The organism is Sandarakinorhabdus sp. FBCC-B8862 (assembly GCF_059745315.1).
The window spans coordinates 1,298,302-1,324,240 of the sequence record NZ_CM185574.1 but is presented as its reverse complement, the minus strand read 5'-3'; the positions used below and the strand labels follow the sequence as shown (position 1 = coordinate 1,324,240).

Here is a 25,939-nt window from a genome sequence, read left to right as displayed (position 1 = left end):
TATATTGCAGTTGAGTTAACATTTATGCATCGACTCGGGTGGGGTGGGCGATGCGCAAACTGCTTCTTGGTCTCCTTCTGGTCGCGGCGCCGGCACAGGCGTTGATACGTTTTCCGAACACGGCAGCTTTGACGCCCTATGCTGTGGTTTCGGTTGGCAGCACAGCATCCTTCAACCAGAACAGCGGTCCGATCACCGGCAAGCTGCTCGTGGGCCAGGGATCAACGGTCAGTTCATCCGGCGGCGGCAACGGCAGTATCACCGGCGGTGCCTATGGCGACAACCAGACCCAGCTGAACAATCTTCTTGGGCTGCAGACCGATCCGACTCTGAATCTTGTCACCGCGTCGGACACGCTTGCAGCCTATAATCAGGCGCGGGCCCTTGCGGATTTTGCCAATGCGCTGGCGGCCACGCAGACCAGTGCGGGCGCCATAACGGGAACACGCACGCTCACCAATACGGGGGCTGTGACCATCACCAACCCGAATGGTCCGGCCACCAGCCTGAGCGTGATCGATTTCACCAGCCTGAGCAACGCAACGTTGACCATCAGTGGCGGTGCCAATGATTTCTTCGTGCTGCGCACTTCGGGGAATTTTTCGACCAATCGCACGATTGCGCTGACCGGCGGGGTGACGGCAGACCGCATCCTGTGGGTGATGAATGGCACCAGCGGCAATATTTTTCAGACATCCGGTGGGAACAATCTGATTGGCACGTTCCTGGCGACCAAGGGCGGCAATTTCCAGTTCTCCGCCATTCAGTTGACTGGCAAGCTGATCAACACGGCCGGGCATATCCAGTTCGTGTCCAACTCAACCATGTCTGATGGTGGCCTGACCGTGCCGGTTGATCCGGTGCCAGAACCGGCGGCATGGACCATGTTGATTGGCGGCTTCATGCTGGTTGGCCAGATGGCACGGCGCCAGCAGCAGGCGGAACGGGTGCGGGCGGCCTGAGCCCCGCACATTGACGACGGCACATCCTGACCCTACATCCCCGCCGATGCCCCAGGCGTAAGGCGCGGCCGCGCCAGCGCTGCGTTTTGTGAAGTCAGGAATTCCATGCTCGGTCTGGGCAAGATTGCCAAAACCCTTTTCGGTTCCAGCAACGATCGCTACCTGAAATCGTTGCGGCCGATCATCAAGCGCATCAATGATCTGGAGCCGCAGATCAGCGCGCTGAGCGATGCCGAGCTGCAGGCGCAGACGCCCAAGCTGAAGGCGCTGCTGGCCGAGGGCAAGACCACCGACGATATCCTGCCCGAAGCCTTTGCGACGGTGCGCGAGGCGGCCAAGCGCACGTTGGGCCAGCGCCATTATGATGTGCAGCTGATCGGCGGCATCGTGCTGCACCGGGGCGAGATCGCCGAAATGCGCACCGGCGAAGGCAAGACGCTGGTGGCGACGCTGGCGGTGTATCTGAATGCGCTCACCGGCCGCGGCGTGCACGTGGTGACGGTGAATGACTATCTCGCCACCCGCGACAGCCAGTGGATGGGCAAGGTCTATCGCTTCCTGGGGCTCACGGTGGGCGTGATCGTGCCCAACCTGGACGACCAGTCGCGGCGCGATGCCTACAACTGCGACATCACCTATGGCACCAACAACGAGTTTGGCTTCGATTATCTGCGCGACAACATGAAGTACAGCCGCGAGCAGATGGTGCAGCGGCCGTTCTACATGGCGGTGGTGGACGAAGTGGACAGCGTGCTGATCGACGAAGCGCGCACCCCGCTGATCATCTCTGGCCCGACCGACGACAAGTCGGCGCTCTACACGGCGGTCAACGCCGTGGTGAAGGAGCTCGAGCGCGAGGATGTCGAGGTTGACGAGAAACAGAAGTCGGTGATTCTCACCGAAGCCGGCACCGAGAAGGTGGAGCGGATGCTGGCCGCCGCCGGGCTGCTGCAGGGCGAGAATCTCTATGATTTCGAGAACACGCAGGTGGTGCACCACCTGAACCAGGCCCTGCGTGCCATCGTGATCTTCCGCCGCGACACCGATTATATCGTGCGCGACGGCAAGGTCGTGATCATCGATGAATTCACCGGCCGCATGATGGACGGGCGTCGCTGGTCCGAAGGCCTGCACCAGGCGGTGGAGGCCAAGGAAGGCGTGCAGATCATGCCGGAGAACCAGACTCTGGCCAGCATCACCTTCCAGAATTATTTCCGCATGTATCCCAAGCTTGGCGGCATGACCGGCACCGCCAGCACCGAGGCGGCGGAATTTTACGACATCTACAAGCTGAACGTGGTGGAAATCCCGACCAACCTGCCGGTGCAGCGCCGGGATGTGGACGACGAATTCTACAAGAACAGCCAAGACAAGTTCAAAGCCATCGTCAAGGCGATCCGCGAGGCGCAGGGCCGCGGCCAGCCGGTGCTGGTTGGCACGGTTTCGATCGAGAAGAGCGAAATGTTGTCGGACTTCCTGAAGCAGGAAGGCGTCGAGCATGTCGTGCTGAACGCCCGTTATCACGAGCAGGAAGCCGCCATCGTGGAGCAGGCCGGCCGCATCGGCGCCGTGACCATCGCCACCAACATGGCCGGCCGCGGCACCGACATCAAGCTGGGCGGCAACGACGAGGCCCGCATCGCGCGCGAGCTGGCCGGCTTGGCCGAAGGACCGGAGCGCGATGCCGCCGAAGCCCGCATCAAGGCCGAAGTGGCGGCCGAATGCGCCCAGGTGAAGGCCAATGGCGGCCTGTTCGTGCTGGGCACCGAACGCCACGAGAGCCGCCGCATCGACAACCAGCTGCGCGGCCGTTCGGGCCGCCAGGGCGATCCCGGCCTGTCGCGTTTCTATTTGTCGCTCGACGATGATCTGCTGCGCATCTTTGGCCAGCAGAACATGCTGTCGCGCCTGATGAATTCCGGCCTGGAAGAGGGTGAGGCGATCATCCACCCGTGGATTTCCAAGGCGATCGAGACCGCCCAGAAAAAGGTGGAAGCGCGCAATTACGACATTCGCAAGCAGCTGCTGCAATATGATGACGTGATGAACGACCAGCGCAAGGTCGTCTATGAACAGCGTGCCGACATCATGGATTCGGACACGGTGGGCGATGTCGTGGTGGACATGCGCCACGAAACGGTGAACGCCATCGTCGCCACGCGGTGCCCGGTGGGCAGCTATCCCGAACAATGGGATGTGGCCGGCCTGCAGGAGGATGTGACCGGCACGCTGGGCCTGTCAGTGGATGTGGCGGCCTGGGCGAAGGAAGAGGGGATTGACCCCGAAATCATCGTCGACCGGCTGATCGAACAGGCCGATGCGCTGGTGGCGGCGAAGGCAGCCGAGCTGCCGGCCGAGACCTGGATCAGCATCGAGAAGAGCTTCCTGCTGCAGGCGCTGGACCATCATTGGAAGGAGCATCTGGCGACGCTCGATTCGCTGCGCTCGGTCATCCATCTGCGCGCCTATGCCCAGAAGACGCCGATCAACGAGTACAAGCGCGAGGCCTTTGCGCTGTTCGAACGCATGCTGGCCGCAGTGCGCGAGGATGTGACGCGCATGCTGGCCAATGCCCAGTTCAGCCTGCAGGCCGATGAGCCGCCGGCCGAGCTGCCGTCGTTCGTCACCACCGCCGATTCGGCCGCGCCGGCGCTGGCCTTTGACGCCTTTGGCTCCACGCTGCCGGCCGGCATGCTGGCCGCTGCGCAGGACGCGACCGCCCTGATCGACATCGATCCCGCCGATGTCGAGGAATGGCGCCAGACGGTGAGCCGCAACGCCGAATGCCCGTGCGGCTCGGGCAAGAAGTTCAAGCACTGCCACGGCGCGTTCTGAGGCGTTGAACCGGACCCGCTTGACCGGGGCGTGACTGTCATCTGATTGTAATCCTACTCATGTAGTAGGAAATCAGATGGAAACGGCATCCGGCCCGGCTGATCTGCAAGACCCGCTCTGGGATCGCATCAGGGCCCATCCGATTGGCGGGGCGGCAGCCGATGCCTTTGTCGCCCGCCTGGCCCGCGACAATCTCTGGTCCCTTCGCCATGCCGAAGCGGTGGTGGGGGAATATCGCTGCTTCTGTTATCTGGCCTGCCTGGGCGGCGCAGAGCTGACTCCATCCGACGCCGTTGACCAGGCCTGGCACCAGCATCTGACCTGGAGCCGGGACTATTGGGACGAATTTTGCGGCCGCGTGCTCGGCCGGCCGTTGCACCATGGCCCCGGCGATGGTTCTCCGGCGGATGCCGCCCGCTTCCGCCGGCAATATGCTGCCACGCTGGCCCGCTATGCCGCAGTGTTCGGCCACCCCGCCCCGGCCGCCATCTGGCCATCGCCCGAAGACCGTTTTCAGCCGGCGCCGATCCGCATCGACGGGCGTCGCTATCTGCTTGTCCGCAAGACGTCCCTGCCCGGCCGGCTCTTGCGGTGGTTTGCCCGGCCGCGGCCAACATGAGGATATGATGACCCTGAGTGCTGTCTTGATTGCGACCCTGATCACCGCAACCCTGGCCCTGTTGATCCGCGGCCAGGCGCGATCCCCCCGCCAAGCTGCCAGTGCCGATGGCGGATCGGCCGGCTGCGACGTGATCATCGATCCGGCCTGCCATGATGGCGGCAGTGACGGGGGCGGCGGCGATGGCGGCTGTGGGGGCGGCTGCGGCGGGTGTGGTGGGTGAGGTGCGCGCTCAGCCCTTGTTCAGGCCATATTTCATGATGCGGCCGTGGCGGCCGTTGCGGTCCCGCTCCAGCGCATAGACATCGCCGGGCGGGGAGGGCGGCAGCGCAGCGGCGATCGCGGCATGGTCGGCGGGGGTGAGGCGCAGGGCCGCGATGGCCAGCGTTGCCGGCAGGTGGCTGGCATCGCGGGCGCCGATGATGATGGCGGCCACCCCCGGCTGATCCAGCACCCAGCGCGCCGCCACGGCCGACAGCGGCACGCCATGCCGGTCTGCCACGGCGCGAATCGCCGTCAGCAGCGCCTGGAACGCCTCCCAGCCGCCGCACTCCTCGATGATCAGGCGATATTTGATCAGGCTGCGGTTGGTCAGCGTTTCGGCCGGATCGGCCTGGCCCAGCCAGCGATCGGCGAGGAAGCCGCCGGCCAATGCGCCATAGCAGATGAGGCCGGTGCCGCTGGCGGCGGCGGTGGCGGTGAAGCTGCCTGCCGGCCGGCGATCGAGCAGCGAATATTGCACCTGGATGCTGGCCAACGGCAGGCCGGCGGCGGCGAACTGGGCCAGATGGGCGGCATCGAAATTGGTGCCCGCAACATGGGCGATGCGGCCATCGGCGCGCAGCCGGGCGAGGTGGTGCAGCGCCGCGACCGGATCACCCAGGCCATAATCCCACCAGTGGAACTGCACCAGATCAAGCCGGTCCATGCCCAGCCGGGTGCGCGACCGGTCGATGATGGCTTCGACATCGGCGAATGACAGGCCGGCGAGCCGGTCGAGATCGGGCACGAACTTGGTGTGGACCTTCAGCCGGGCCAGCGCCTCGGCACCGCGCGCCTGGGCAAGATGGCGGCGGAAATCGCCAATCATGGCTTCGACGCCGGTATAGATGTCGGCACAGTCCAGCGTGGTGATGCCGGCATCATAACCGGCGAGGAAACCATCGTTGAGGCTGGCCATGTCAACCGGGCCATGGTCACCGGCCAGCTGCCAGCCGCCGCGGATCAGGCGGGAAATTTCGTGGCCGGGGGCCAGCAGGGTGCGCTCGATGCTCATGGTTTCACCGTGGCGGTGGTGTCGGCGCGGCGGAAGACACGCTTGCCCAGCCGGGTGATCCGCAGGCGTGACGGGCAGTTGGGATCGGGGCAGGCGATCTCGGCATCGCTGTCCATCCAGTCGTTGGGATGGGTGGCGCGCTGCTTGGCGGCGAGCAGTGGCAGCACGGCGGCCAGGCTGTAGATGGAAAAGCCCTGGCCAGGCGGCAGGTGCAGCAGCTCCCCACGCAGCTCGAACCAGTCGCCGGGCTTCGCATTGCACCAGAGTGTGGCGCCGGGCGGGGCGATCACCTCCACCTTCAGATCGTAAAGTTCGAATTCGTCGCTCATGGTTCGGCTTGTGCCAGTGGTAACAACGGCCGGCAACCACGCGGGCAGATCCCGGCGGGCCGGCGCGGCCAGCTTCAATCCGCCAGCGTTTTCGGGTCACCGGCAATGCGCGTGCCGCCTTCCACCCAGGCGCGCATGGCAGGGGTCATGCCCGCGGTGGCAGCGGCGTCATAATCCGCGAGGTCGGCTTCGGTGAGCAATGTGCGCCAGCGGTTGTTGGTGCCCTTGTGCAGGAAGGTCTTGCTGCCTTCCTTCCAGCTTTGGGCGGCCATGCCAAGAATGGCGTCGCCATCGCGCTGCATGGCGGCAAAGCTGGCCGCTTCCACCAGGTCGGGCCACAGGGCGGGCGGGGTTTCCACCCCGATGAAGGCCGCGATGCGCCGCATCTCGCCCTCCAGATCGGCCTTCAGATCATTATAATGCAGCATCAGTACATTGGGCTGGTGACGAACCGCCCAATAGCTGCGCTGCAATTCGAAATATTCGGCACAGGTCCAATCGTCGAACGGAGCGAAGGCGGGGTCGCGTACCCAGCGACGGAAGAAATCATGGGGATCCGCCGGCGGGCGCGGGTAGGGCGCCGCGATGTCAGGAATCGCCAGGCCCTGTGCATCCATCCGCATCAAGGCATCATCGGTGAGGCCGACTTCGTGATTGTGGTAGGACATGCAGGCGTCGCGCGGATCACGGGCGACGTGGATATACAGTGTATCATCATGGAACGGCATCGCATCGAAGGGCAGATGGGTCTTCAGCATACGCCGCCCCGGGGATGCGTTCAGCATCGGGATGACGATATCATGCGGGATGAAGAACGCGTCGAGCCAGGGGTGCATTTCCATCACCGGAACCGGCGCAGCCGATTGCAGCATCAGCATGGAAACTATGCGCTGGGTCCAGGTGGTGCCACATTTGGGCGCTGTGCAAACGATGATGTCGCCTGGCCGGGCCTCCAGCCGATCCCAGACCCGGCTGTCGCAGTGCCAGCTGCGCACAATCTTTTCGGCCTTGCGGATCAGCATGGTTTTCTCCCCGGTTCTGGCAGCTTAACGCAGTGCCGGGCAGACGCCAGCCCGCAATTGCCGGGCAGGCCCTGACGCCGGACATGGCGCGGCGTCGATGCGCCGGCGCGGCGCACCCGATGTTGACCGGGACAGGCTTTGCGAGTAAGGGCGCGCATCCCTGAGCGGACCAAGGTTCGGGCAGGGGATACGACAGATGGCACCGTGTGCGGATGGCCCTTCGGTTTCCCGGGGGCCGTTCGTGCTTATGTGATGCGCCGGTTTCGCCGGCTGATCAACGGGGCAGGTCTGGAGTAGGCCGCGCGCCATGGGGGTGCGTGGTCGAAGCGAGAAGAGAGATCAATGCCGACGATCAACCAGTTGATCCGCAAGGGTCGCGAGCCGCAGAAGGCGCGCAACAAGGTGCCGGCCATGGAGGCCAACCCGCAGAAGCGTGGCGTTTGCACCCGCGTTTACACCACCACCCCGAAGAAGCCGAACTCGGCGCTCCGCAAGGTCGCCAAGATCCGTCTGACCAATGGCTTTGAAGTCATCGGCTACATCCCCGGCGAAGGCCACAACCTGCAGGAACACTCGGTTGTGCTGATTCGCGGCGGCCGCGTGAAGGATCTTCCCGGCGTGCGCTATCACATCGTGCGCGGCGTGCTCGACACGCAGGGCGTGAAGAACCGCAAGCAGAGCCGTTCCAAGTACGGCGCCAAGCGTCCGAAGTAAGGGGTCAACCACATGTCTCGTCGTCGTCGCCCTGAAAAGCGCATTGTGAACCCCGATCCGAAGTTCGGGGATGTCGTCCTGTCCAAGTTCATGAATCTCGTGATGCTGCAGGGCAAGAAGAGCGTGGCCGAAAACATCGTCTACACCGCTCTGGAAACCATCGAAGCCAAGAGCCGCCGCGAGCCGCTGGGCGTCTTCCACGACGCGCTGGCCAACGTGCGTCCGGGCATCGAAGTCCGCAGCCGCCGCGTCGGCGGCGCCACCTACCAGGTGCCGGTGGAAGTCCGTCCGGACCGTGGCCAGGCGCTGGCCATCCGCTGGATCATCTCGGCCGCCCGCAAGCGCAGCGAGCACACCATGGCGGCCCGCCTGTCGGCCGAGCTGCTCGATGCTGCCTCCAACCGCGGTTCGGCGGTGAAGAAGCGCGAAGACACGCACCGCATGGCGGAAGCGAACCGCGCCTTCTCGCACTATCGCTGGTAATCCCATCCGGGCCGGTGCCGTTCGCGGTGCCGGCCCACCTCATTTTCCCCCTAAAGCAAGGCTTTTCCCATGCCCCGCTCCCATCCGCTTGAGCGTTATCGCAACATCGGCATCATGGCCCACATCGATGCCGGCAAGACGACCACGACCGAGCGCATCCTTTATTACACCGGCAAGTCCTACAAGATCGGCGAAGTGCACGAAGGCACCGCCACCATGGACTGGATGGAGCAGGAGCAGGAGCGCGGCATCACCATCACGTCGGCGGCGACCACCTGCCAGTGGCGGGCGGATGACGGCAAGGGCGAAGAGCATCGCATCAACATCATCGACACGCCCGGACACGTGGACTTCACCATCGAAGTCGAACGTTCGCTGCGCGTGCTCGACGGCGCCGTGGCCTGCTTTGACGGTGTGGCCGGCGTGGAGCCGCAGTCGGAAACCGTGTGGCGCCAGGCCGACAAGTATCGCGTGCCGCGCATGTGCTTCGTTAACAAGCTGGACCGCACCGGTGCCAACTTCAACCGCTGCGTGCAGATGATCAAGGACCGCCTGGGCGCCCGCCCGGCCGTGCTGTATCTGCCGATCGGTCTGGAAAGCGATTTCATCGGTCTCGTCGACCTGGTGAACAACCGCGCCATCGTGTGGCTGGAAGAAAGCCTGGGCGCCAAGTTCGAATACAAGGATATTCCGGCCGACATGGCCGATGAGGCTGCCGCTGCCCGCGCCGAGCTGATCGAGCTCGCCGTCGAGCAGGACGACGCCGTGATGGAAGCCTATCTGGAAGGCGAGGAGCCGGATGCCGCCACGCTGAAGAAGCTGATCCGCAAGGGCACGTTGAACTTCGATTTCGTGCCGGTGCTGTGCGGTTCGGCGTTCAAGAACAAGGGCGTGCAGCCGCTGCTGGACGCCGTGGTGGACTATTTGCCGAGCCCGCTCGACATTCCGCCGGTGCAGGGCATCAAGCCGGGCACCGAAGAGGAAGACACCCGCAAGGCCGACGACAATGAGCCCTTCTCGGCGCTGGCGTTCAAGATCATGACCGACCCGTTCGTCGGCACGCTGACGTTTGCCCGCATCTATTCGGGCAAGCTGGAAGCCGCCTCGACCGTGCTGAACTCGGTGAAGGACAAGCGCGAGAAGATCGGCCGCATGCTGCTGATGCACGCCAACAACCGCGAGGACATCAAGGAAGCCATGGCCGGCGACATCGTCGCGCTGGTCGGCCTGAAGGATGTCACCACCGGTGACACGCTGTGCGCCCCGCTGAAGCCGATCATCCTGGAGCGCATGGAATTCCCCGATCCGGTGATCGAGGTGGCCGTGGAACCCAAGACCAAGGCCGACCAGGAAAAGATGGGCATCGCCCTCAACCGCCTGGCCCAGGAAGATCCGTCGTTCCGCGTGTCGTCTGACAACGAGAGCGGCCAGACCATCATCCGCGGCATGGGCGAACTCCACCTCGAAATCATCGTTGACCGCATGCGGCGCGAGTTCAAGGTGGAAGCCAATGTCGGCGCCCCGCAGGTGGCCTATCGTGAATCGCTCGCCCGCAAGGTCGACATCGATTACACCCACAAGAAGCAGTCGGGCGGCTCGGGCCAGTTCGGCCGCGTGAAGATCGTGGTCGAGCCGGGCGAGCGCGGTTCGGGCGTGCTGTTCGTCGACGAGGTGAAGGGCGGCAACGTGCCGCGCGAATACATCCCGGCGGTCGAAAAGGGCATTCGCGACGTGGCCGCCTCGGGCGCGCTGATCGGCTTCCCGCTGATCGACTTCAAGGCCACCCTGTATGACGGCGCCTATCACGACGTTGACTCCAGCGCTCTGGCCTTTGAAATCACCGGGCGTGGCGCCATGCGTGAAGCGGCCGAAAAGGCCGGCATCAAGATCCTCGAGCCGGTCATGAAGGTCGAGGTGGTGACGCCGGAAGATTATCTGGGCGACGTGATCGGCGACCTCAACAGCCGCCGTGGCCAGATCCAGGGCACCGACACCCGCGGCAACGCGCAGGTGATCGAAGCCATGGTGCCGCTGGCCAACATGTTCGGTTATGTGAACAACCTGCGCTCGATGTCGCAGGGCCGTGCGCAATACACCATGCAGTTCAGCCACTACGACGAAGTGCCGTCGAACGTGGCCGAGGAAATCAAGCTCAAGCTGTCTTGATTTTTCGCTGAATGCCGCTAGTCAGCGCGCCTCAAGGCGCGCTGATTCGGCCGGTCACCCCCAACAGCACAGGGGCGACCAGTCGCCCCGGCGTTTCCCGCAACGGATACGCCTCCATCACAGAACGCCTCATATTTTTGAGCAAGGAAGAAGGTACAGGCCATGGCCAAAGCCAAGTTTGAGCGGAACAAGCCGCACTGCAACATCGGGACCATCGGTCACGTCGACCATGGCAAGACCTCGCTGACCGCTGCCATCACCAAGGTGCTGGCCGAAACCGGCGGCGCCACCTTCGTGGACTATGCCAACATCGACAAGGCGCCGGAAGAGCGCGAGCGCGGCATCACCATCTCGACCGCCCACGTCGAGTATGAAACCGCTGACCGTCACTATGCCCACGTCGACTGCCCGGGCCACGCCGACTATGTGAAGAACATGATCACCGGCGCTGCGCAGATGGACGGCGCCATCCTGGTCGTGTCGGCCACCGACGGCCCGATGCCGCAGACCCGCGAGCACATCCTGCTGGCCAAGCAGGTCGGTGTGCCCGCCATGGTCGTGTTCATGAACAAGGTCGACCTCGTGGACGATCCGGAAATCCTGGAACTCGTCGAGCTGGAAATCCGCGAGCTGCTGTCCAAGTACGACTTCCCGGGCGATGACATTCCGATCGTCAAGGGTTCGGCCGTGTGCGCTCTCGAAGGCAAGCAGCCGGAAATCGGCCACGCCGCCATCCTGGAGCTGATGAAGGCCGTTGACGCCTACATCCCGCAGCCGGAGCGTCCGCTGGACAAGCCGTTCCTGATGCCGATCGAAGACGTGTTCTCGATCTCGGGCCGCGGCACCGTGGTGACCGGCCGTGTCGAAACCGGCGTGGTGAAGGTTGGCGAAGAACTGGAAATCGTCGGCATCCACGACACCCGCAAGACCGTCTGCACCGGCGTGGAAATGTTCCGCAAGCTGCTCGATCAGGGCCAGGCTGGCGACAACATCGGCGCCCTGCTGCGCGGTGTGGGCCGTGACGAAGTCGAGCGCGGCCAGGTGCTGTGCAAGCCCGGCTCGATCAAGCCGCACACCGAGTTCACCGCCGAGGTGTACGTGCTGTCGAAGGACGAAGGTGGCCGTCACACGCCGTTCTTCGCCAACTATCGTCCGCAGTTCTACTTCCGCACCACCGACGTCACCGGCACCGTTGAGCTGCCGGAAGGCACCGAGATGGTGATGCCGGGCGACAACGTGCAGCTGAAGGTCAAGCTGATCGCTCCGATCGCCATGGACCAGGGTCTGCGCTTCGCCATTCGCGAAGGCGGCCGCACCGTCGGCGCCGGCGTGGTTGCGTCGATCATCAAGTGAGTGTATGGGGCCGCTTCCCTAGGGAAGCGGCCCTGATTCGTTGATGCGCGATACCGCTGCATCGACGGGCAAGCCGGGCCCCGCGGCTGAAAACCAGGGGCAAGAATTTCGAAGCGGCCGGTGCAACCCCGACCTACCAGTTCGGGGATGAACCGGTCCGCTTTTTTTGAACACGCTGTTTGACAAGATTGGTGCCATGGACGCTCAAAACATCCGCATTCGCCTGAAGGCTTTTGACCATCGTGTGCTCGATATGGCCACCGGTGAGATCGCCGACACCGCCAAGCGGACCGGCGCTGCCATCCGTGGTCCGATTCCGCTGCCGACCCGCTTCGAGAAGTTCACCGTGAACCGCTCGCCGCACGTCGACAAGAAGAGCCGTGAACAGTTCGAGGTGCGCACCTACAAGCGTCTCCTCGACATTGTTGATCCCACCCCGCAGACGGTTGACGCGCTGATGAAGCTCGATCTGGCCGCCGGCGTGGACGTGGAAATCAAGCTCGGCAAGTAACCGACCTTCCCCAAATACGCGGAGCGACTTTGGAAGGGTCACGCCCCTCCACCCGGCAACGGGAGGGGGCCTCTGATGAAAGGAAACAGATCATGCGCACTGGCGTGATCGCGAAGAAAATGGGGATGACGCGGATTTTCCGCGAAGATGGCCGGCACGTGCCGGTCACCGTTCTCGCCCTGGAGAACAACCAGGTTGTCGCGGTGAAGACCGACGAGACCGATGGCTACACCGCCGTGCAGCTTGGCGCCGGCGTGAAGAAGGCCAAGAACACCAGCAAGCCGGAACGCGGCCACTTCGGCAAGGCCGAAGTCGAGCCCAAGGCCAAGGTGGCGGAATTCCGTGTCGCGGCTGATGCCGTGCTGGAACCGGGTGCCACCATCAGCGCCGATCATTTCGTGCCGGGCCAGCTGGTTGACGTCACCGGCATCACGCAGGGCAAGGGCTTCGCCGGCGCCATGAAGCGCTGGGGCTTCGGTGGTCTGCGCGCCACCCACGGTGTCTCGGTCTCGCACCGTTCGCACGGTTCGACCGGCAACCGCCAGGACCCTGGCCGCACCTTCCCGGGCAAGAAGATGGCCGGGCACATGGGTGCCAAGCAGCGCACGCAGCAGAATCTGGAAGTCGTGTCGACCGACGTCGAGCGCGGCCTGATCTTCGTGATGGGCTCGGTGCCCGGCTCGAAGGGTGGCTGGCTGCTGGTGAAGGACGCCGTGAAGGTTCCGGCGCACGCTGACCGCCCGTATCCGGCCGCGCTGAAGGCGGCTGCCAACACCAACGTCGTTGCTGAAGTGGCTGATGCCGCTCCGGCTGCTGACGAATCCACGGAGGCTTGATCATGAAGGTTCAGGTGAAGACCCTGACCGCGGCCGACGCTGGCGAGATCGAGCTGTCGGAAGCCGTGTTCGGCAAGGAGCCGCGGCTGGACATCCTGCACCGCGTCGTGACCTGGCAGCTGGAAAAGCGCCGCGGCACCGCCCGCAAGGCGCGCGAGCGCAGCGAAGTCGCCCGCACCGGCAAGAAGCTGGGCAACCAGAAGGGCGGCGGTCGTGCCCGTCACGGCAACCGCGCCGCGCCGCAATTCATCGGCGGCGGCAAGGCCCATGGTCCGCGCGTCCGTGATTTCAATCCGTCGCTGAACAAGAAGATCCGTCGCCTCGGTCTGGCTACCGCCCTGTCGGTGAAGGCCCAGGAAGGCAAGCTGATCGTGGTGGAAGACCTGAACCTTGGCGAAGCCAAGACCAAGGCCTTCATCGCTTCGATGGAAAAGCTGGGGATCACCTCCGGCCTGTTCATCGACGGCGCCGCCGTTGATGCCGGCTTCGCGATGGCTTCGGCCAACGTGCCGCACGTTGATGTGCTGCCGGCGATCGGTGCCAATGTCTATGACATCCTCAACCACGACACGCTGGTGCTGACCCGCGCCGCGGTTTCGGCCCTGGAGGCCCGCGTCAATGGCTAACATCGACATCAAGCATTATGACGTGGTGGTGAAGCCCGTCATCACCGAGAAGTCGACCCTGGTGAGCGAATTCAACCAGGTCGTCTTCCAGGTCGCCAAGGATGCCACCAAGCCGCAGATCAAGGCTGCCGTCGAAGCGCTGTATGGCGTGAAGGTGCTGGCCGTGAACACGATGGTGGCCAAGGGCAAGACCAAGCGCTGGCGTGGCCAGGAATATCGCCGGTCTGACGTGAAGAAGGCCGTGGTGACGGTTGCCGATGGCGACCGCATCGACGTGACCACCAGCATCTAAAGGCGGGAAGTCATGGCTCTCAAGAATTTCAACCCGACCAGCCCCGGCACCCGTGGCCTGGTGCTGATCGACCGTTCGGCCCTGCACAAGGGTCGCCCGGTCAAGGCGCTCACCGAAGGTCTGAAGAAGACCGGCGGCCGCAACAACAAGGGCCACGCCACCGCGCGCGGCATTGGTGGCGGTCACAAGCGCCTGTATCGCGTCGTCGATTTCAAGCGCCGCCTGTGGGATGTCGCCGCGACCGTCGAGCGTCTGGAATATGACCCCAACCGTTCGGCCTTCATCGCCCTGGTGAAATATGCCGACAAGGCGGGCACCCAAGCCTATATCATCGCGCCGCAGCGCCTGAACGTTGGTGATCAGGTGATCGCCGGCAAGAAGGTCGACGTGAAGCCGGGCAATGCCATGGAAATCGGCCAGATGCCGGTTGGCACCATTGTCCACAACGTCGAGCTGAAACCAGGCAAGGGTGGCCAGATGGCCCGCGCCGCCGGCACCTTCGTGCAGGTGGTGGGCCGCGACAAGGGCATGGTGATCATCCGCCTGAACTCGGGCGAAACCCGCTATGTCCGCGCCGAGTGCATGGCGACGGTTGGTGCCGTGTCGAACCCCGACAACAGCAACCAGAACCTGGGCAAGGCCGGCCGCAACCGCTGGCTCGGCTATCGTCCGCTCACCCGCGGTGTTGCCAAGAACCCGGTCGACCACCCGCACGGCGGTGGTGAAGGCCGCACCTCGGGCGGCCGTCACCCGGTCACCCCGTGGGGCAAGCCGACCAAGGGCATGAAGACCCGTTCGAACAAGGCGACGGATCACATGATCATCCGCAGCCGCCACGCCAAGAAGAAGAGGTAAGGCCAGATGAGCCGCTCTGTCTGGAAGGGTCCGTTCGTGGACCTCTCGCTCCTCAAGAAGGCCGAAGCCGCGCAAGCGGGTGGTGCCCGCGCCCCGATCAAGACCTGGTCGCGTCGTTCCACCATCCTGCCGCAGTTCGTTGGTCTCACCTTCAATGTGTACAACGGCAAGAAGCACATCCCCGTGCTGGTCAATGAAGACATGGTGGGGATGAAGCTGGGCGAATTCGCGCCCACGCGCTTCTTCCCCGGCCACGCCGCTGACAAGAAGGGCAAGCGCTGATGTCCAAGCCCAAGTCCCCCCGCAAGGTTGGCGACCGCGAGGCGCTGGCTGTTGCCACCACCATCCGTGGTTCGGCCTACAAGCTGAACCTGGTTGCTGGCCTGATCCGTGGCCGCAAGGTCACCGATGCGCTGAACATCCTGAAGTTCTCCAAGAAGGCGATGGCCGTCGAGGTATACAAGGTTCTGTATTCCGCGTCGTCCAACGCCGAGAACAACCACAACCTCGATGTCGATTCGCTCGTCGTCAAGGAAGCCAGCGTTGGCAAGGCGATCACCATGAAGCGCTTCACCCCGCGGGCACGCGGTCGCGCTTCGGCCATCACCAAGCCGTTCAGCCGCCTGCGCGTTGTCGTGCGCGAAGCCGGTGAAGAGGGAGCAAACTAATGGGTCACAAGACGTCCCCCATCGGTCTGCGCCTGCAGATCAACCGCACCTGGGACAGCCGCTGGTTCGCCAAGGGCGATGATTACGGCAATCTGCTGCTGGAGGATCTGCGCATCCGCGAGTTCATCCTGAAGAACCACGCCCAGGCCGCCATCTCCAAGGTGGTGATCGAGCGTCCGGCCAAGCTGTGCCGCGTGTCCATCTATGCCGCGCGCCCGGGCGTGATCATCGGCAAGAAGGGCGCCGACATCGAGAAGCTGAAGAAGCAGATCGGCCAGATGACCCGCAGCGACGTGTCGCTGAACATCGTCGAGATCCGCAAGCCGGAAATCGATGCCAAGCTGGTCGCCGCCGGTGTGTGCGATCAGCTGGAGCGCCGCATCGCCTTCCGCCGCGCCATGAAGCGCGCCGTGCAGTCGGCCCTGCGTCTGGGCGCCGAAGGCATCAAGATCACCTGCTCCGGCCGTCTGGGCGGCGCTGAAATCGCCCGCGTGGAATGGTATCGCGAAGGCCGCGTGCCGCTGCACACCCTGCGCGGCAACGTCGATTACGCCGAGCATCAGGCCCACACCGCCTATGGCGTGTGCGGCGTGAAGGTCTGGATCTTCAAGGGCGAAATCCTTGGCCACGATCCGATGGCCCAGGACCGTCTGATGATGGAAGCCCAGACGTCGGGCGTCCGTCCGGCGCGCTGAGGAGTGAATTGAAATGCTGTCGCCAAAGCGCACTAAATTCCGCAAGGCCTTCAAGGGCCGCATCCATGGCAACGCCAAGGGTGGCACCGCGCTGAACTTCGGCGCCTTCGGTCTGAAGGCGATGGAGCCGGAGCGGATCACCGCCCGCCAGATCGAAGCCGCCCGCCGGACGATCTCGCGCCACATCAAGCGCCAGGGCCGCCTGTGGATCCGCATCTTCCCGGATGTTCCGGTCTCGTCCAAGCCCGCCGAAGTGCGCATGGGCTCGGGCAAGGGCTCGCCGGAATATTGGGTGGCCCGCGTCAAGCCCGGCCGCATCATGTTCGAACTCGACGGTGTGCCCTATGACGTGGCCGCCGGCGCCTTCGAACGTGCCGCTGCCAAGCTGCCGATCAAGACCAAGATGGTGGTTCGCCTGGGCGAACCGACGACCCAGGATTAAGGCAAATGGCCAAGAACAATTTCGCCGATCTGAAGGTTTCGACCGACGATCAACTCGCCACCCAGCTCGCTGAGCTGAAGCGCGAGCAGTTCAACCTGCGGTTCCAGGCGGCCACCGGCCAGCTGGAAAAGCCGGGCCGGGTGCGCGAAGTTCGCCGCACGATCGCCCGCATCAAGACGCTGCAATCGGCCCGCAAGGCCGCCCAGCCGGGAGCGTAAGACATGCCGAAGCGTGTTCTGCAGGGCACCTGCGTGTCCGACAAGGGCGACAAGACGGTCGTCGTGCTGGTGGAGCGCAAGGTCGCTCACCCGGTGTACGGCAAGATCATCCGTCGCTCGAAGAAGTATCACGCCCATGATGAGGGCAATGTGATCAAGGCCGGTGACACCGTGCGCATCGAGGAATGCGCGCCGATGTCCAAGCTGAAGACCTGGAAAGTTCTCGAGAAGGTTGGCTGAGGCCAGTTTTCCCGGGTTTGAGTTTCAAGCCGTCTGCCAGTCGGAAATTGGCAGACTTTAAGGAAGGATCGAACGCATGATCCAGATGCAGACGAACCTCGACGTGGCGGACAACAGTGGCGCCAAGCGGGTGATGTGCATCAAGGTCCTGGGTGGCTCCAAGCGCCGGTTCGCCGGTGTGGGCGACATCATCGTGGTGTCGGTTAAGGAAGCCCAGCCCAAGGGCAAGGTGAAGAAGGGTGACGTGCACCGCGCTGTGGTTGTGCGCACCGCCAAGGATATCCGCCGTCCCGACGGTTCGGTGATCCGTTTCGACAGCAATGCGGCTGTGCTGATCAACAAGAACGAGGAGCCGATCGGCACCCGTATCTTTGGCCCGGTGGTGCGCGAGCTGCGCGCGACCGGTCACATGAAGATCATCAGCCTGGCGCCGGAGGTGCTGTGATGAGCGCTGCCAAGATCAAGAAGGGTGACACGGTCATCGTCCTGTCCGGCAAGGACAAGGGCAAGGAAGGCACCGTGACCCGCAGCCTGCCGCGTGAAGGCAAGGTTGTGGTCGCTGGCGTGAACCTGATCACGCGCCACAACAAGCCGTCGCAGACCAACCCCAACGGTGGCATCGAGCGGGTGGAAGCCCCGATGGCCGCGTCCAAGGTTGCGCTGAAGGATCCCACCACCGGCCAGCCAACCCGCGTCGGCTTCGCCATGGTTGATGGCAAGAAGGTGCGCATCGCCAAGAAGTCGGGAGCGCAGATCAATGGCTGACAAGATCACCCCCCGCATGCAGACCCTCTATGCGGACAAGGTCCGCGCCAAGATGGTCGAGCTGTTCGGGTACAAGAACATCATGGAAGTGCCGAAGATCGAGAAGATCGTGCTCAACATGGGCGTCGGCGAAGCCACCCAGGACAAGAAGAAGGTCGAGCAGGCTGCCGGTGAAATGGCCCTGATCGCTGGCCAGAAGCCGGTGATCTGCCGCGCCAAGAAGTCGGTCGCGCAGTTCAAGCTGCGTGAAGGCATGCCGATCGGCTGCAAAGTGACGCTGCGCCGCGAGCGCATGTATGAATTCCTTGACCGTCTGGTGACCATCGCCCTGCCGCGCGTGAAGGATTTCCGTGGCCTGTCCGCCAAGTCGTTCGATGGCCGTGGCAATTATGCCATGGGCATCAAGGAACAGCTGATCTTCCCCGAGATCAACTATGACCGGATCGACAAGATCCGCGGCATGGACATCATTGTCACCACGACCGCGAAGACCGACGAGGAGGCCCGCGCCCTGCTGGCCCTGTTCGGCTTCCCGTTCATTGGCTACACCCTCGAGAAGAAGGCGGCCTGAGCCATGGCAAAGCTTTCGATGATCAACAAGAACGAGCGCCGCAAGGCGCTGGTTGTGAAGTACGCCGGCAAATATGCCGTTCTGAAGGCCATTGCCAACGATGAAAGCCGCTCTGATGAAGAGCGTCTGATGGCCCGCCTGAAGATGGCTGAACTGCCCCGCAACGCGAACCCGACCCGGGTGCGCAACCGCTGCGAACTGACGGGCCGTCCGCGCGCCTATTATCGCAAGTTCAAGCTCTCCCGCGTCATGCTGCGTGAACTGGCCAACAAGGGCCTGATCCCCGGCGTGACCAAGTCGAGCTGGTAAGGATAGCCAGGATGTCGATGTCTGATCCCCTGGGCGATATGCTCACCCGCATCCGCAACGGCCAGCAGGCCCGCAAGGATAGCGTTCTCACCCCGGCCAGCAAGCTGCGCGCCCGCGTGCTCGACGTGCTGCAGCGCGAAGGCTTCATCCGCGGTTATTCGTCGGTTCTCGATGGCGTCCATCAGAACCTGCGCATTGACCTGAAGTATTTCGAAGGCAAGCCGGCCATCCAGCACCTGGCTCGCGTGTCGAAGCCCGGCCGCCGCGTTTACAGCGGCGCCACCGAGCTGCCGCGCGTGCGCAACGGTCTGGGCATCACCATCGTTTCGACGCCCAAGGGCGTTCTGTCGGACGCGGAAGCGCGCGAGCAGAACGTGGGCGGCGAAGTCCTCTGCCAGGTGTTCTAAGCCATGTCGCGCATTGGAAAGAAAGCCGTTGCCATTCCGGCCGGCGTCACCGCCACGATCAACGAGCGCATGCTGGTTGTGAAGGGCCCCAAGGGCGAAATGTCGATGCCGCTGGTGGATGACATCAGCTACACCATCGACGGCGGCGAGATCGCCGTGAAGCCGGCGAACGAGACCAAGCGCGCCCGTGCCTATTGGGGCATGCAGCGCACGATGGTGTCGAACCTGGTCACCGGCGTGACCAGCGGCTTCACCAAGGTGCTGGAAATCACCGGCGTCGGCTATCGCGCTTCGGTGCAGGGCAGCAATCTGAAGCTGCAGCTAGGCTATAGCCACGACGTCGATTTCGCCATCCCCGACGGCATCACCATCAAGACGCCTGACCAGACGACCGTTGAAATCAGCGGTTCCGACAAGCAGCGCGTTGGCCAGGTGGCCGCCGAGATCCGCCGCTGGCGCAAGCCCGAGCCGTACAAGGGCAAGGGCATCAAGTATCGCGGCGAGTTCATCTTCCGGAAGGAAGGGAAGAAGAAATGAGCAAGCTCACCCCCTTCGAGCAGCGTCGCCGCCGCGTCCGCACGGCGATCCGTCTCAAGAGCGGCGGCCGTCCGCGGCTGTCGATCCACCGTTCGTCGCAGCATATCTATGCCCAGATCATCGACGACACCAAGGGCATCACCGTTGCTGCCGCCTCCACCCTGGAGAAGGACGTGCGCGGCACCACCGGTGCCACCACCGACGCGGCTGCGGCGGTGGGCAAGCGCCTGGCCGAACGCGCCAAGGCTGCCGGTGTGTCGGCCGTGGTGTTCGACCGTGGCGGTTTCCTCTTCCATGGCCGCGTGAAGGCGCTGGCCGATGGCGCCCGCGAAGGCGGGCTGGAGTTCTGATATGAGCGAAGAGATCGAAGTTGCCGGCGCTGCGCCGGAAGGCGAAGGCCGGGGCCGTGGCCGCGGTCGCGGTCGTGGCGGCAATGACCGTCGTGGTGGTGGCGAGCGCGGTGAGCGCGGCCAGCGCCGTGGCCGCGAAGCCAGCGGTGAACCCGCCGGTGAAGAGCTGATCGAAAAGCTCGTCCACATCAACCGCGTCTCCAAGACCGTGAAGGGCGGCAAGCGCTTCGGTTTTGCAGCGCTGGTCGTGGTTGGCGACGGCAAGGGCCGTGTTGGCTTTGGCCATGGCAAGGCCCGCGAAGTGCCGGAAGCCATCGCCAAGGCGACGGCCGCTGCCAAGAAGGCGATGATCCGCGTGCCGCTGCGCGATGGCCGCACCATGCACCATGATGGCTTCGGCCATTTCGGCGCGGGCAAGGTCTATGTCCGCTCGGCCACGCAGGGCACCGGCATCATCGCCGGTGGTCCGATGCGCGCCGTGTTCGAAGCGCTCGGCGTTGCCGACGTGGTCACCAAGTCGGTGGGCACCAACAACCCGTACAACATGATCCGCGCGACCTTTGCGGCCCTCACCGGCCAGGTCAGCCCCAAGAGCGTGGCCCAGCGCCGCGGCAAGAAGGTGGCTGATCTGCTGGCGCGCCGTGGCGACATTTCGGCCAAGGTGGCCGAAGCCGACGCCGAAGCGGTGGCGTGAGGAGGACATCATGGCCAAGCTGAAAGTCACCCAGATCGGTTCGCCGATCCGCCGCGCCCCGAACCAGGAAAAGAACCTGATCGGCCTGGGCCTGAACAAGCTGCACCGCAGCCGCGAGCACACTGACACGCCGGAAGTGCGTGGCATGATCGCCAAGGTTGCGCATCTTGTGAAGGTCGAGGAACTGGCCTGACGCATTTTCCGGCCCGCCGGCGCGGCCCTGATGGGCGGTGCCGGCGGGCCGGACCCATTTTCAAGCGCGACAGCGAAAGCGAGTGCAAAACATGACCAAGCTCAACGATCTTCACGACAATCCCGGTGCCCGCAAGAAGCGCGTGCGCGTTGGCCGCGGCATCGGCTCCGGCGTGGGCAAGACCGCCGGTCGCGGCCAGAAGGGCCAGACCAGCCGTTCGGGCGTTGCCATCAACGGCTTTGAAGGCGGCCAGATGCCGCTGCACATGCGTCTGCCGAAGCGCGGCTTCAACAACATCTTCCGCAAGGATTATGCCGTGTTGAACCTGGGCACCCTGCAGTCGGCCATCGATGCCGGTCGCCTGGATGCCGGCAGCCTGATCGATGCCGATGCGCTGGTGGCCGCCAAGATCATCACCAACGCCCGTGACGGCGTGCGCCTGCTCGGCGTTGGCGAACTCACCGCCAAGGTGACGCTGAAGCTCGCCGGTGCTTCGGCCACGGCCAAGGCAGCGGTGGAAGCCGCCGGCGGTTCGATCGAACTGCCCGCACCGGCCCCGGCGCCGCTGAGCCGCGAGGAGCAGAAGGCCGCCCGCGCCGCTGCCCGCGCTGCCAAGGCTGCCAAGTAAGTTTCGGTCCGGGTCAATCAGACCCATGGCAAAAGCGCCGCGTGTCGCCTACATGGGACGGACACGCGGCGTTTGCCGTTTCAACGCACCAGAATGATCGGGTAGGGATCGATGGCGACTGCCGCCAAACAGATGGAAGCGAGCCTTTCGTTCGCCAATTTCAGCAAGGCCACCGAGCTGAAGAACCGGATCTGGTTCACGCTGGGGGCCCTGATCGTGTTCCGGCTGGTGAGCTTCGTGCCGCTGCCCGGCATCGATCCGCTGGCGCTGAACAGCCTGTTCAACCAGACCCGCGGCGGCGTGCTGGATTTCTTCAACATGTTCTCCGGCGGCGCGCTGGAGCGGATGAGCCTGATCGCGCTGGGCATCACGCCCTACATCACCGCGTCCATCGTGGTGCAGCTGCTGACCAGCCTGATCCCGAGCTTCATGGCGCTGAAAAAGGAAGGCGAAGCCGGGCGCAAGACGCTGAACCAGTACACCCGCTATGGCACGGTGTTCCTGACCGTGCTGCAGGGCTATGGCATTGCCGTTGGCCTTGAAAGCTGGGGCGCCGGTTCGGGCGCGTCGGCCGTGCTCGATCCGGGCTGGTTCTTCCGCATCTCCACGGTGATCTCGCTGCTGGGCGGCACCATGTTCCTGATGTGGCTGGGTGAACAGATCACCAGCCGCGGCATTGGCAACGGCATTTCGCTGATCATCATGGCCGGCATCGTGGCGCATTTCCCCACCGCCGTCGGCACCCTGTTCGAACAGGGCCGCACCGGCGCGATCAGCCCGGCCTTCGTGCTGCTGGTCGCCATTGTGGCCCTGGCCACCATCGCCGGCATCTGCGTGATGGAGCGGGCGCAACGCAAGATTCTGATCCAATATCCCAAGCGGCAGATGGGCAATCGCATGTTCCAGGGCGATTCGAGCTTTCTGCCGCTGAAGATCAACACCTCGGGCGTGATCCCGCCGATCTTTGCCAGCTCGCTGCTGCTGATGCCGCTCACCGTCGCGCAGTTCTTCAGCCAGAAGGGCAACATGCCGGAATGGCTGACGACGGTGACGACGGCGCTGCAGCATGGCGCGCCGCTCTACATGTTCCTCTATGCCGCCGGCATCGTGTTCTTCAGCTTCTTCTACACCGCCGTGGTGTTCAACCCGGACGAGACCGCGGAAAATCTGAAGAAATATGGCGGCTTCGTGCCCGGCATCCGCCCCGGCACCCGCACGTCGGAATATCTGGATTATGTGCTGACCCGGCTCACCGTCATCGGTGCCGCCTATCTGGTCGCCATCTGCCTGCTGCCGGAATTCCTGATCAGCCAGCTGAAGGTGCCCTTCTATTTCGGCGGCACCAGCCTGCTGATCGTCGTGAACGTCACCATGGACACTGTGGCCCAGATCCAGAGCCACATGCTGGCCCACCAATATGAGGGCCTGATCAAGAAGTCCAAGTTGAGGGGGAACCGCCGTTGAATCTGATCCTGCTGGGTCCGCCGGGGGCGGGCAAGGGCACCCAGGCCAGCCGCCTCGTCAAGGAGCGCGGGATGGTGCAGCTTTCAACCGGTGACATGCTGCGCGCCGCTGTCGCGGCTGGCACCCCGGTTGGCCTCGCCGCCAAGGCGGTGATGGCATCAGGCGGCCTCGTTTCTGACGAGATCGTCAACGGCATCCTGTCGGAACGGCTTGACCATGATGATGCCCGCGCCGGCTTCATCCTGGATGGCTATCCGCGCACCGATGTCCAGGCCGATGCCCTGGATGCGATGCTGGCCGAGAAGGGCCTGGCGATCCACCATGTCATCGAGCTGGTGGTGGACGAGGACGCGCTGGTCGAGCGCATCACCGGCCGCTTCACCTGCGGCAGCTGTGGTGAAGGCTATCACGATCATTTCAAGCAGCCGAAGACCGAAGGCGTTTGTGATGTGTGTGGTGGCACCCAGTTCAAGCGGCGCCCCGATGACAATGCCGAAACCGTGCGCCAGCGCATGGCCGAATATCGCGCCAAGACCGCGCCGATCATTCCGCATTATGAAGGCCGCGGCATTGTTTCGCGCATCGATGGCATGGCCAGCATGGATGATGTGGCGGCCGCGATCGACTCGATCCTTAACGCCTGATTGACTCCGCTTGTTGCCGGCTTGACTTCTGCGCGACTCGCGTCTAACCGCCTCTCTTCCGTTCCATCGGATGACGAACCGGCGGCCCGTTCTAGGGTGGCCGGCATATTGCTTTGAGATGGTGGCATCTTGCCCAGGGCCGCCGTGGAGCATGAAAGGATAACGACTGTGGCACGTATTGCGGGTGTCAACATCCCGACCAACAAGCGCGTTGAGATCGCGCTCACCTATATCCACGGCATCGGCCGCACCACCGCCAGCCGCCTGGCCGCCGAACTCGGCTTCCCGCCGGAGCGCCGCGTGCAGGACCTGACCGACGCCGAGATCCTGTTGATCCGTGAAAAGATCGACCGCGAGCTGACCGTGGAAGGCGATCTGCGCCGCCAGAACGCCATGAACATCAAGCGCCTGATGGACCTGGCCTGCTATCGCGGTCTGCGTCACCGCAAGGGCCTGCCGGTCCGCGGCCAGCGCACGCACACTAACGCCCGCACCCGCAAGGGCAAGGCCAAGCCGATCGCCGGCAAGAAGAAGTAAGCGCGTCACCGCCGCTCTTCTTCCCCACATCAGGCTTAAGGATCTTTCAAAATGGCTCGCGAAGTTGCTCGCATCAAGCGCAGGGAGCGCAAGAACATCACCTCTGGCGTCGCGCACGTGAACGCCAGCTTCAACAACACCATGATCACCATCACCGATGCGCAGGGCAACGCCATTGCCTGGTCGTCGGCTGGCACCATGGGCTTCAAGGGCAGCCGCAAGTCGACGCCGTTCGCGGCGCAGATGGCTGCCGAAGACGCCGGCAAGAAGGCCGCCGAACATGGCGTGCGCACCCTGGAAGTGGAAGTGCGCGGCCCGGGTTCGGGTCGTGAATCGGCCCTGCGCGCGCTGCAGGCCGTGGGCTTCGTGATCACCGCCATCCGCGATGTGACCCCGATCCCCCACAATGGCGTGCGCCCGCCCAAGCGTCGTCGCGTCTGATCTGTCTGCCCTGGCGCCGGGCTCCGTTGGTGGCGCCCAGCGTGCAAGACTTTCATCGTCCAACGGGACGGGCAGGTGACGATCTGCTCCTCCCACAATCGAGGTGAACCCCGTGGCAGTCATCGCCAAGAACTGGACCGAACTCAAGAAGCCGAACCGTCTGGAGCAGCGCCCCAGCGGTGACGGCAAGCAGAAGGCGGCGTTCATCGCCGAACCGCTGGAGCGTGGCTTTGGCCTGACGCTGGGCAACGCCCTGCGCCGCGTGCTGCTGTCCTCGCTGCAGGGCGCCGCGGTCACCGCCATCAAGATGGACGGTGCGCTGCACGAATTCTCCAGCCTGCCGGGCGTGCGTGAAGACGTCACCGACATCGTGCTGAACATCAAGCAGATCGGCATCCGCATGGCGGGTGACAGTGCCAAGCGCGTTTATCTGAACGCCACTGGCCCGGGCCCGGTCACCGCCGGCCAGATCGCCGTTTCCGGCGACATGGAGGTGATGAACAAGGATCTGGTGATCTGCAACCTCGATGCCGGCGCCACGCTGAACATGGAACTGACGGTCGAAACCGGCAAGGGCTATGTCCCGGCCAGTGCCAACCGTCCGGCCGATGCCCCCATCGGCCTGATCCCGGTTGACGCGCTGTTCTCGCCGGTGCGCCAGGTCAGCTACAAGGTGGACAACACCCGCGTTGGCCAGGAACTGGATTATGACAAGCTGACCATCACGGTGGAAACCGATGGCAGCCTGACGCCGGAAGACGCGCTGGCCTATGCCGCAAAGATCCTGCAGGACCAGCTGCAGCTGTTCGTGAACTTCGAGGATGCGGCCGTGGCCGCGCCGGTGGCCCATGCCGCCGCCGCCGGTGGCGCCGTGGAAGTGGACGACAGCGCCAGCATCAACCGCTACCTGCTCAAGAAGGTGGACGAGCTGGAACTGTCGGTGCGTTCGGCCAACTGCCTGAAGGACGACAACATCATCTACATCGGCGATCTGGTGCAGAAGACCGAGAGCGAGATGCTGCGCACGCCGAACTTCGGCCGCAAGTCGCTGAACGAGATCAAGGAAGTCCTCTCGCACATGGGCCTGCGCCTCGGCATGGAAATTGCCGGCTGGCCGCCGGAAAACATCGAAGAGATGGCCAAGAAGCTGGAACAAGAATTCTGACAAGCCGGCTGACGGCAACGCGCAGCGTTGGCGTCAGACTCGGTGCAGTCTGGCCGGCGGGTGCCGGCGGCGGCCTCAGCCGCCAACGGCAG

At 64.1% G+C, this 25,939-nt stretch carries 37 protein-coding genes; 34 read left to right on the top strand and 3 right to left on the bottom strand.

Features of this window, described 5'->3' with window-relative positions; all coding sequences use genetic code 11:
- The first annotated feature begins 50 nt into the window (after window positions 1-50).
- The 4 genes from AC6BOR_RS06565 to AC6BOR_RS06550 all read left to right on the top strand — a co-directional run bounded on the left by AC6BOR_RS06565 (window position 51) and on the right by AC6BOR_RS06550 (window position 4,639).
- Window positions 51-962, top strand: a complete 912-nt coding sequence (locus AC6BOR_RS06565) for a PEPxxWA-CTERM sorting domain-containing protein (RefSeq protein ID WP_498060366.1) — start codon at window positions 51-53, stop codon at window positions 960-962.
- A 105-nt stretch (window positions 963-1,067) separates the two neighbouring features.
- Window positions 1,068-3,797: a preprotein translocase subunit SecA gene (gene secA, locus AC6BOR_RS06560; protein ID WP_498060365.1), complete on the top strand. Its 2,730-nt coding sequence runs from the start codon at window positions 1,068-1,070 to the stop codon at window positions 3,795-3,797.
- 76 nt (window positions 3,798-3,873) lie between these two features.
- Complete coding sequence (locus tag AC6BOR_RS06555; protein WP_498060364.1) at window positions 3,874-4,416, top strand: glycine-rich domain-containing protein; 543 nt, start codon at window positions 3,874-3,876, stop codon at window positions 4,414-4,416.
- A gap of 4 nt (window positions 4,417-4,420) precedes the next feature.
- Window positions 4,421-4,639: a hypothetical protein gene (locus tag AC6BOR_RS06550; protein WP_498060363.1), complete on the top strand. Its 219-nt coding sequence runs from the start codon at window positions 4,421-4,423 to the stop codon at window positions 4,637-4,639.
- Window positions 4,640-4,648: 9 nt separating this feature from the next.
- Here AC6BOR_RS06550 and AC6BOR_RS06545 read toward each other — a convergent pair whose 3' ends face one another.
- The 3 genes from AC6BOR_RS06545 to AC6BOR_RS06535 all read right to left on the bottom strand — a co-directional run bounded on the left by AC6BOR_RS06545 (window position 4,649) and on the right by AC6BOR_RS06535 (window position 7,043).
- Window positions 4,649-5,692 (bottom strand): aldo/keto reductase, encoded by a 1,044-nt coding sequence (locus tag AC6BOR_RS06545; protein WP_498060362.1) that lies wholly within the window; start codon window positions 5,690-5,692, stop codon window positions 4,649-4,651.
- The gene (locus AC6BOR_RS06540; protein ID WP_498060361.1) at window positions 5,689-6,021 is read right to left on the bottom strand and encodes a TIGR04076 family protein; all 333 of its coding nucleotides are present in this window, start codon (window positions 6,019-6,021) and stop codon (window positions 5,689-5,691) included. Before AC6BOR_RS06540 ends, AC6BOR_RS06545 begins: the two co-directional genes overlap by 4 nt.
- A 74-nt stretch (window positions 6,022-6,095) precedes the next feature.
- Entirely contained in the window at window positions 6,096-7,043 is a 948-nt protein-coding gene (locus tag AC6BOR_RS06535) for a sulfotransferase domain-containing protein (RefSeq protein WP_498060360.1), read from the bottom strand.
- A 342-nt stretch (window positions 7,044-7,385) separates the two neighbouring features.
- On the opposite strand from AC6BOR_RS06535, the gene rpsL reads away from it, so the two are divergent.
- The 30 genes from rpsL to AC6BOR_RS06385 all read left to right on the top strand — a co-directional run bounded on the left by rpsL (window position 7,386) and on the right by AC6BOR_RS06385 (window position 25,847).
- Window positions 7,386-7,757, top strand: coding sequence for a 30S ribosomal protein S12 (gene rpsL / locus AC6BOR_RS06530; protein WP_086117760.1), 372 nt, complete (start codon window positions 7,386-7,388; stop codon window positions 7,755-7,757).
- Window positions 7,758-7,769: 12 nt separating this feature from the next.
- Window positions 7,770-8,240 carry a 30S ribosomal protein S7 gene (gene rpsG / locus AC6BOR_RS06525; protein ID WP_086117759.1) on the top strand — a complete coding sequence of 157 codons (471 nt, stop codon included), beginning with the start codon at window positions 7,770-7,772 and terminating at the stop codon, window positions 8,238-8,240.
- Window positions 8,241-8,309: 69 nt separating this feature from the next.
- Window positions 8,310-10,406, top strand: coding sequence for an elongation factor G (gene fusA / locus AC6BOR_RS06520; protein ID WP_498060359.1), 2,097 nt, complete (start codon window positions 8,310-8,312; stop codon window positions 10,404-10,406).
- 162 nt (window positions 10,407-10,568) lie between these two features.
- A complete protein-coding gene (gene tuf / locus AC6BOR_RS06515; protein ID WP_086117745.1) occupies window positions 10,569-11,759 on the top strand; it encodes an elongation factor Tu in 1,191 nt (396 codons plus the stop codon).
- 196 nt (window positions 11,760-11,955) lie between these two features.
- On the top strand, window positions 11,956-12,270 hold the full coding sequence (gene rpsJ / locus AC6BOR_RS06510; protein ID WP_086117758.1) for a 30S ribosomal protein S10: 315 nt from the start codon (window positions 11,956-11,958) through the stop codon (window positions 12,268-12,270).
- Between the two features lie 92 nt (window positions 12,271-12,362).
- A complete protein-coding gene (gene rplC / locus AC6BOR_RS06505) occupies window positions 12,363-13,106 on the top strand; it encodes a 50S ribosomal protein L3 (RefSeq protein ID WP_086117744.1) in 744 nt (247 codons plus the stop codon).
- 2 nt (window positions 13,107-13,108) lie between these two features.
- Window positions 13,109-13,732, top strand: a complete 624-nt coding sequence (gene rplD / locus AC6BOR_RS06500) for a 50S ribosomal protein L4 (protein WP_086117743.1) — start codon at window positions 13,109-13,111, stop codon at window positions 13,730-13,732.
- A complete protein-coding gene (locus AC6BOR_RS06495) occupies window positions 13,725-14,024 on the top strand; it encodes a 50S ribosomal protein L23 (protein WP_086117742.1) in 300 nt (99 codons plus the stop codon). Before rplD ends, AC6BOR_RS06495 begins: the two co-directional genes overlap by 8 nt.
- A gap of 12 nt (window positions 14,025-14,036) precedes the next feature.
- The gene (gene rplB, locus AC6BOR_RS06490) at window positions 14,037-14,879 is read left to right on the top strand and encodes a 50S ribosomal protein L2 (RefSeq protein WP_086117741.1); all 843 of its coding nucleotides are present in this window, start codon (window positions 14,037-14,039) and stop codon (window positions 14,877-14,879) included.
- Window positions 14,880-14,885: 6 nt separating this feature from the next.
- A complete protein-coding gene (gene rpsS, locus AC6BOR_RS06485; RefSeq protein WP_086117740.1) occupies window positions 14,886-15,161 on the top strand; it encodes a 30S ribosomal protein S19 in 276 nt (91 codons plus the stop codon).
- Entirely contained in the window at window positions 15,161-15,547 is a 387-nt protein-coding gene (gene rplV / locus AC6BOR_RS06480; RefSeq protein ID WP_086117739.1) for a 50S ribosomal protein L22, read from the top strand. The genes rpsS and rplV overlap by 1 nt, the downstream gene beginning before the upstream one ends.
- Entirely contained in the window at window positions 15,547-16,242 is a 696-nt protein-coding gene (gene rpsC / locus AC6BOR_RS06475; protein WP_086117738.1) for a 30S ribosomal protein S3, read from the top strand. Before rplV ends, rpsC begins: the two co-directional genes overlap by 1 nt.
- A gap of 13 nt (window positions 16,243-16,255) precedes the next feature.
- Window positions 16,256-16,684, top strand: a complete 429-nt coding sequence (gene rplP / locus AC6BOR_RS06470) for a 50S ribosomal protein L16 (RefSeq protein WP_086117737.1) — start codon at window positions 16,256-16,258, stop codon at window positions 16,682-16,684.
- 5 nt (window positions 16,685-16,689) lie between these two features.
- Window positions 16,690-16,902, top strand: a complete 213-nt coding sequence (rpmC, locus tag AC6BOR_RS06465) for a 50S ribosomal protein L29 (RefSeq protein ID WP_498060358.1) — start codon at window positions 16,690-16,692, stop codon at window positions 16,900-16,902.
- A gap of 3 nt (window positions 16,903-16,905) precedes the next feature.
- Entirely contained in the window at window positions 16,906-17,142 is a 237-nt protein-coding gene (gene rpsQ, locus AC6BOR_RS06460; RefSeq protein WP_086117735.1) for a 30S ribosomal protein S17, read from the top strand.
- Between the two features lie 76 nt (window positions 17,143-17,218).
- Window positions 17,219-17,587: a 50S ribosomal protein L14 gene (gene rplN, locus AC6BOR_RS06455; protein ID WP_017666969.1), complete on the top strand. Its 369-nt coding sequence runs from the start codon at window positions 17,219-17,221 to the stop codon at window positions 17,585-17,587.
- Window positions 17,587-17,907, top strand: a complete 321-nt coding sequence (rplX, locus tag AC6BOR_RS06450) for a 50S ribosomal protein L24 (RefSeq protein ID WP_086117734.1) — start codon at window positions 17,587-17,589, stop codon at window positions 17,905-17,907. The genes rplN and rplX overlap by 1 nt, the downstream gene beginning before the upstream one ends.
- Window positions 17,900-18,478, top strand: a complete 579-nt coding sequence (rplE, locus tag AC6BOR_RS06445) for a 50S ribosomal protein L5 (protein ID WP_086117733.1) — start codon at window positions 17,900-17,902, stop codon at window positions 18,476-18,478. The genes rplX and rplE overlap by 8 nt, the downstream gene beginning before the upstream one ends.
- A gap of 3 nt (window positions 18,479-18,481) precedes the next feature.
- Entirely contained in the window at window positions 18,482-18,787 is a 306-nt protein-coding gene (gene rpsN, locus AC6BOR_RS06440) for a 30S ribosomal protein S14 (protein WP_086117732.1), read from the top strand.
- Between the two features lie 11 nt (window positions 18,788-18,798).
- The gene (gene rpsH, locus AC6BOR_RS06435; RefSeq protein WP_086117731.1) at window positions 18,799-19,194 is read left to right on the top strand and encodes a 30S ribosomal protein S8; all 396 of its coding nucleotides are present in this window, start codon (window positions 18,799-18,801) and stop codon (window positions 19,192-19,194) included.
- A gap of 3 nt (window positions 19,195-19,197) precedes the next feature.
- Window positions 19,198-19,731 (top strand): 50S ribosomal protein L6, encoded by a 534-nt coding sequence (gene rplF, locus AC6BOR_RS06430; RefSeq protein ID WP_086117730.1) that lies wholly within the window; start codon window positions 19,198-19,200, stop codon window positions 19,729-19,731.
- Window positions 19,728-20,081: a 50S ribosomal protein L18 gene (gene rplR, locus AC6BOR_RS06425; RefSeq protein WP_086117729.1), complete on the top strand. Its 354-nt coding sequence runs from the start codon at window positions 19,728-19,730 to the stop codon at window positions 20,079-20,081. The genes rplF and rplR overlap by 4 nt, the downstream gene beginning before the upstream one ends.
- Before the next feature lies 1 nt (window position 20,082).
- The gene (gene rpsE, locus AC6BOR_RS06420; RefSeq protein ID WP_094473918.1) at window positions 20,083-20,775 is read left to right on the top strand and encodes a 30S ribosomal protein S5; all 693 of its coding nucleotides are present in this window, start codon (window positions 20,083-20,085) and stop codon (window positions 20,773-20,775) included.
- Between the two features lie 10 nt (window positions 20,776-20,785).
- Complete coding sequence (rpmD, locus tag AC6BOR_RS06415) at window positions 20,786-20,968, top strand: 50S ribosomal protein L30 (RefSeq protein ID WP_086117727.1); 183 nt, start codon at window positions 20,786-20,788, stop codon at window positions 20,966-20,968.
- Window positions 20,969-21,059: 91 nt separating this feature from the next.
- Entirely contained in the window at window positions 21,060-21,596 is a 537-nt protein-coding gene (gene rplO, locus AC6BOR_RS06410; RefSeq protein WP_086117726.1) for a 50S ribosomal protein L15, read from the top strand.
- A 111-nt stretch (window positions 21,597-21,707) separates the two neighbouring features.
- Complete coding sequence (gene secY, locus AC6BOR_RS06405) at window positions 21,708-23,060, top strand: preprotein translocase subunit SecY (RefSeq protein WP_498060357.1); 1,353 nt, start codon at window positions 21,708-21,710, stop codon at window positions 23,058-23,060.
- A complete protein-coding gene (locus tag AC6BOR_RS06400; RefSeq protein ID WP_498060356.1) occupies window positions 23,057-23,704 on the top strand; it encodes an adenylate kinase in 648 nt (215 codons plus the stop codon). The genes secY and AC6BOR_RS06400 overlap by 4 nt, the downstream gene beginning before the upstream one ends.
- A 168-nt stretch (window positions 23,705-23,872) precedes the next feature.
- Window positions 23,873-24,241: a 30S ribosomal protein S13 gene (rpsM, locus tag AC6BOR_RS06395; RefSeq protein ID WP_086117723.1), complete on the top strand. Its 369-nt coding sequence runs from the start codon at window positions 23,873-23,875 to the stop codon at window positions 24,239-24,241.
- Between the two features lie 51 nt (window positions 24,242-24,292).
- Window positions 24,293-24,682 carry a 30S ribosomal protein S11 gene (rpsK, locus tag AC6BOR_RS06390; RefSeq protein WP_017666982.1) on the top strand — a complete coding sequence of 130 codons (390 nt, stop codon included), beginning with the start codon at window positions 24,293-24,295 and terminating at the stop codon, window positions 24,680-24,682.
- Window positions 24,683-24,794: 112 nt separating this feature from the next.
- A complete protein-coding gene (locus AC6BOR_RS06385; protein ID WP_498060355.1) occupies window positions 24,795-25,847 on the top strand; it encodes a DNA-directed RNA polymerase subunit alpha in 1,053 nt (350 codons plus the stop codon).
- Window positions 25,848-25,939: the final 92 nt, after the last annotated feature.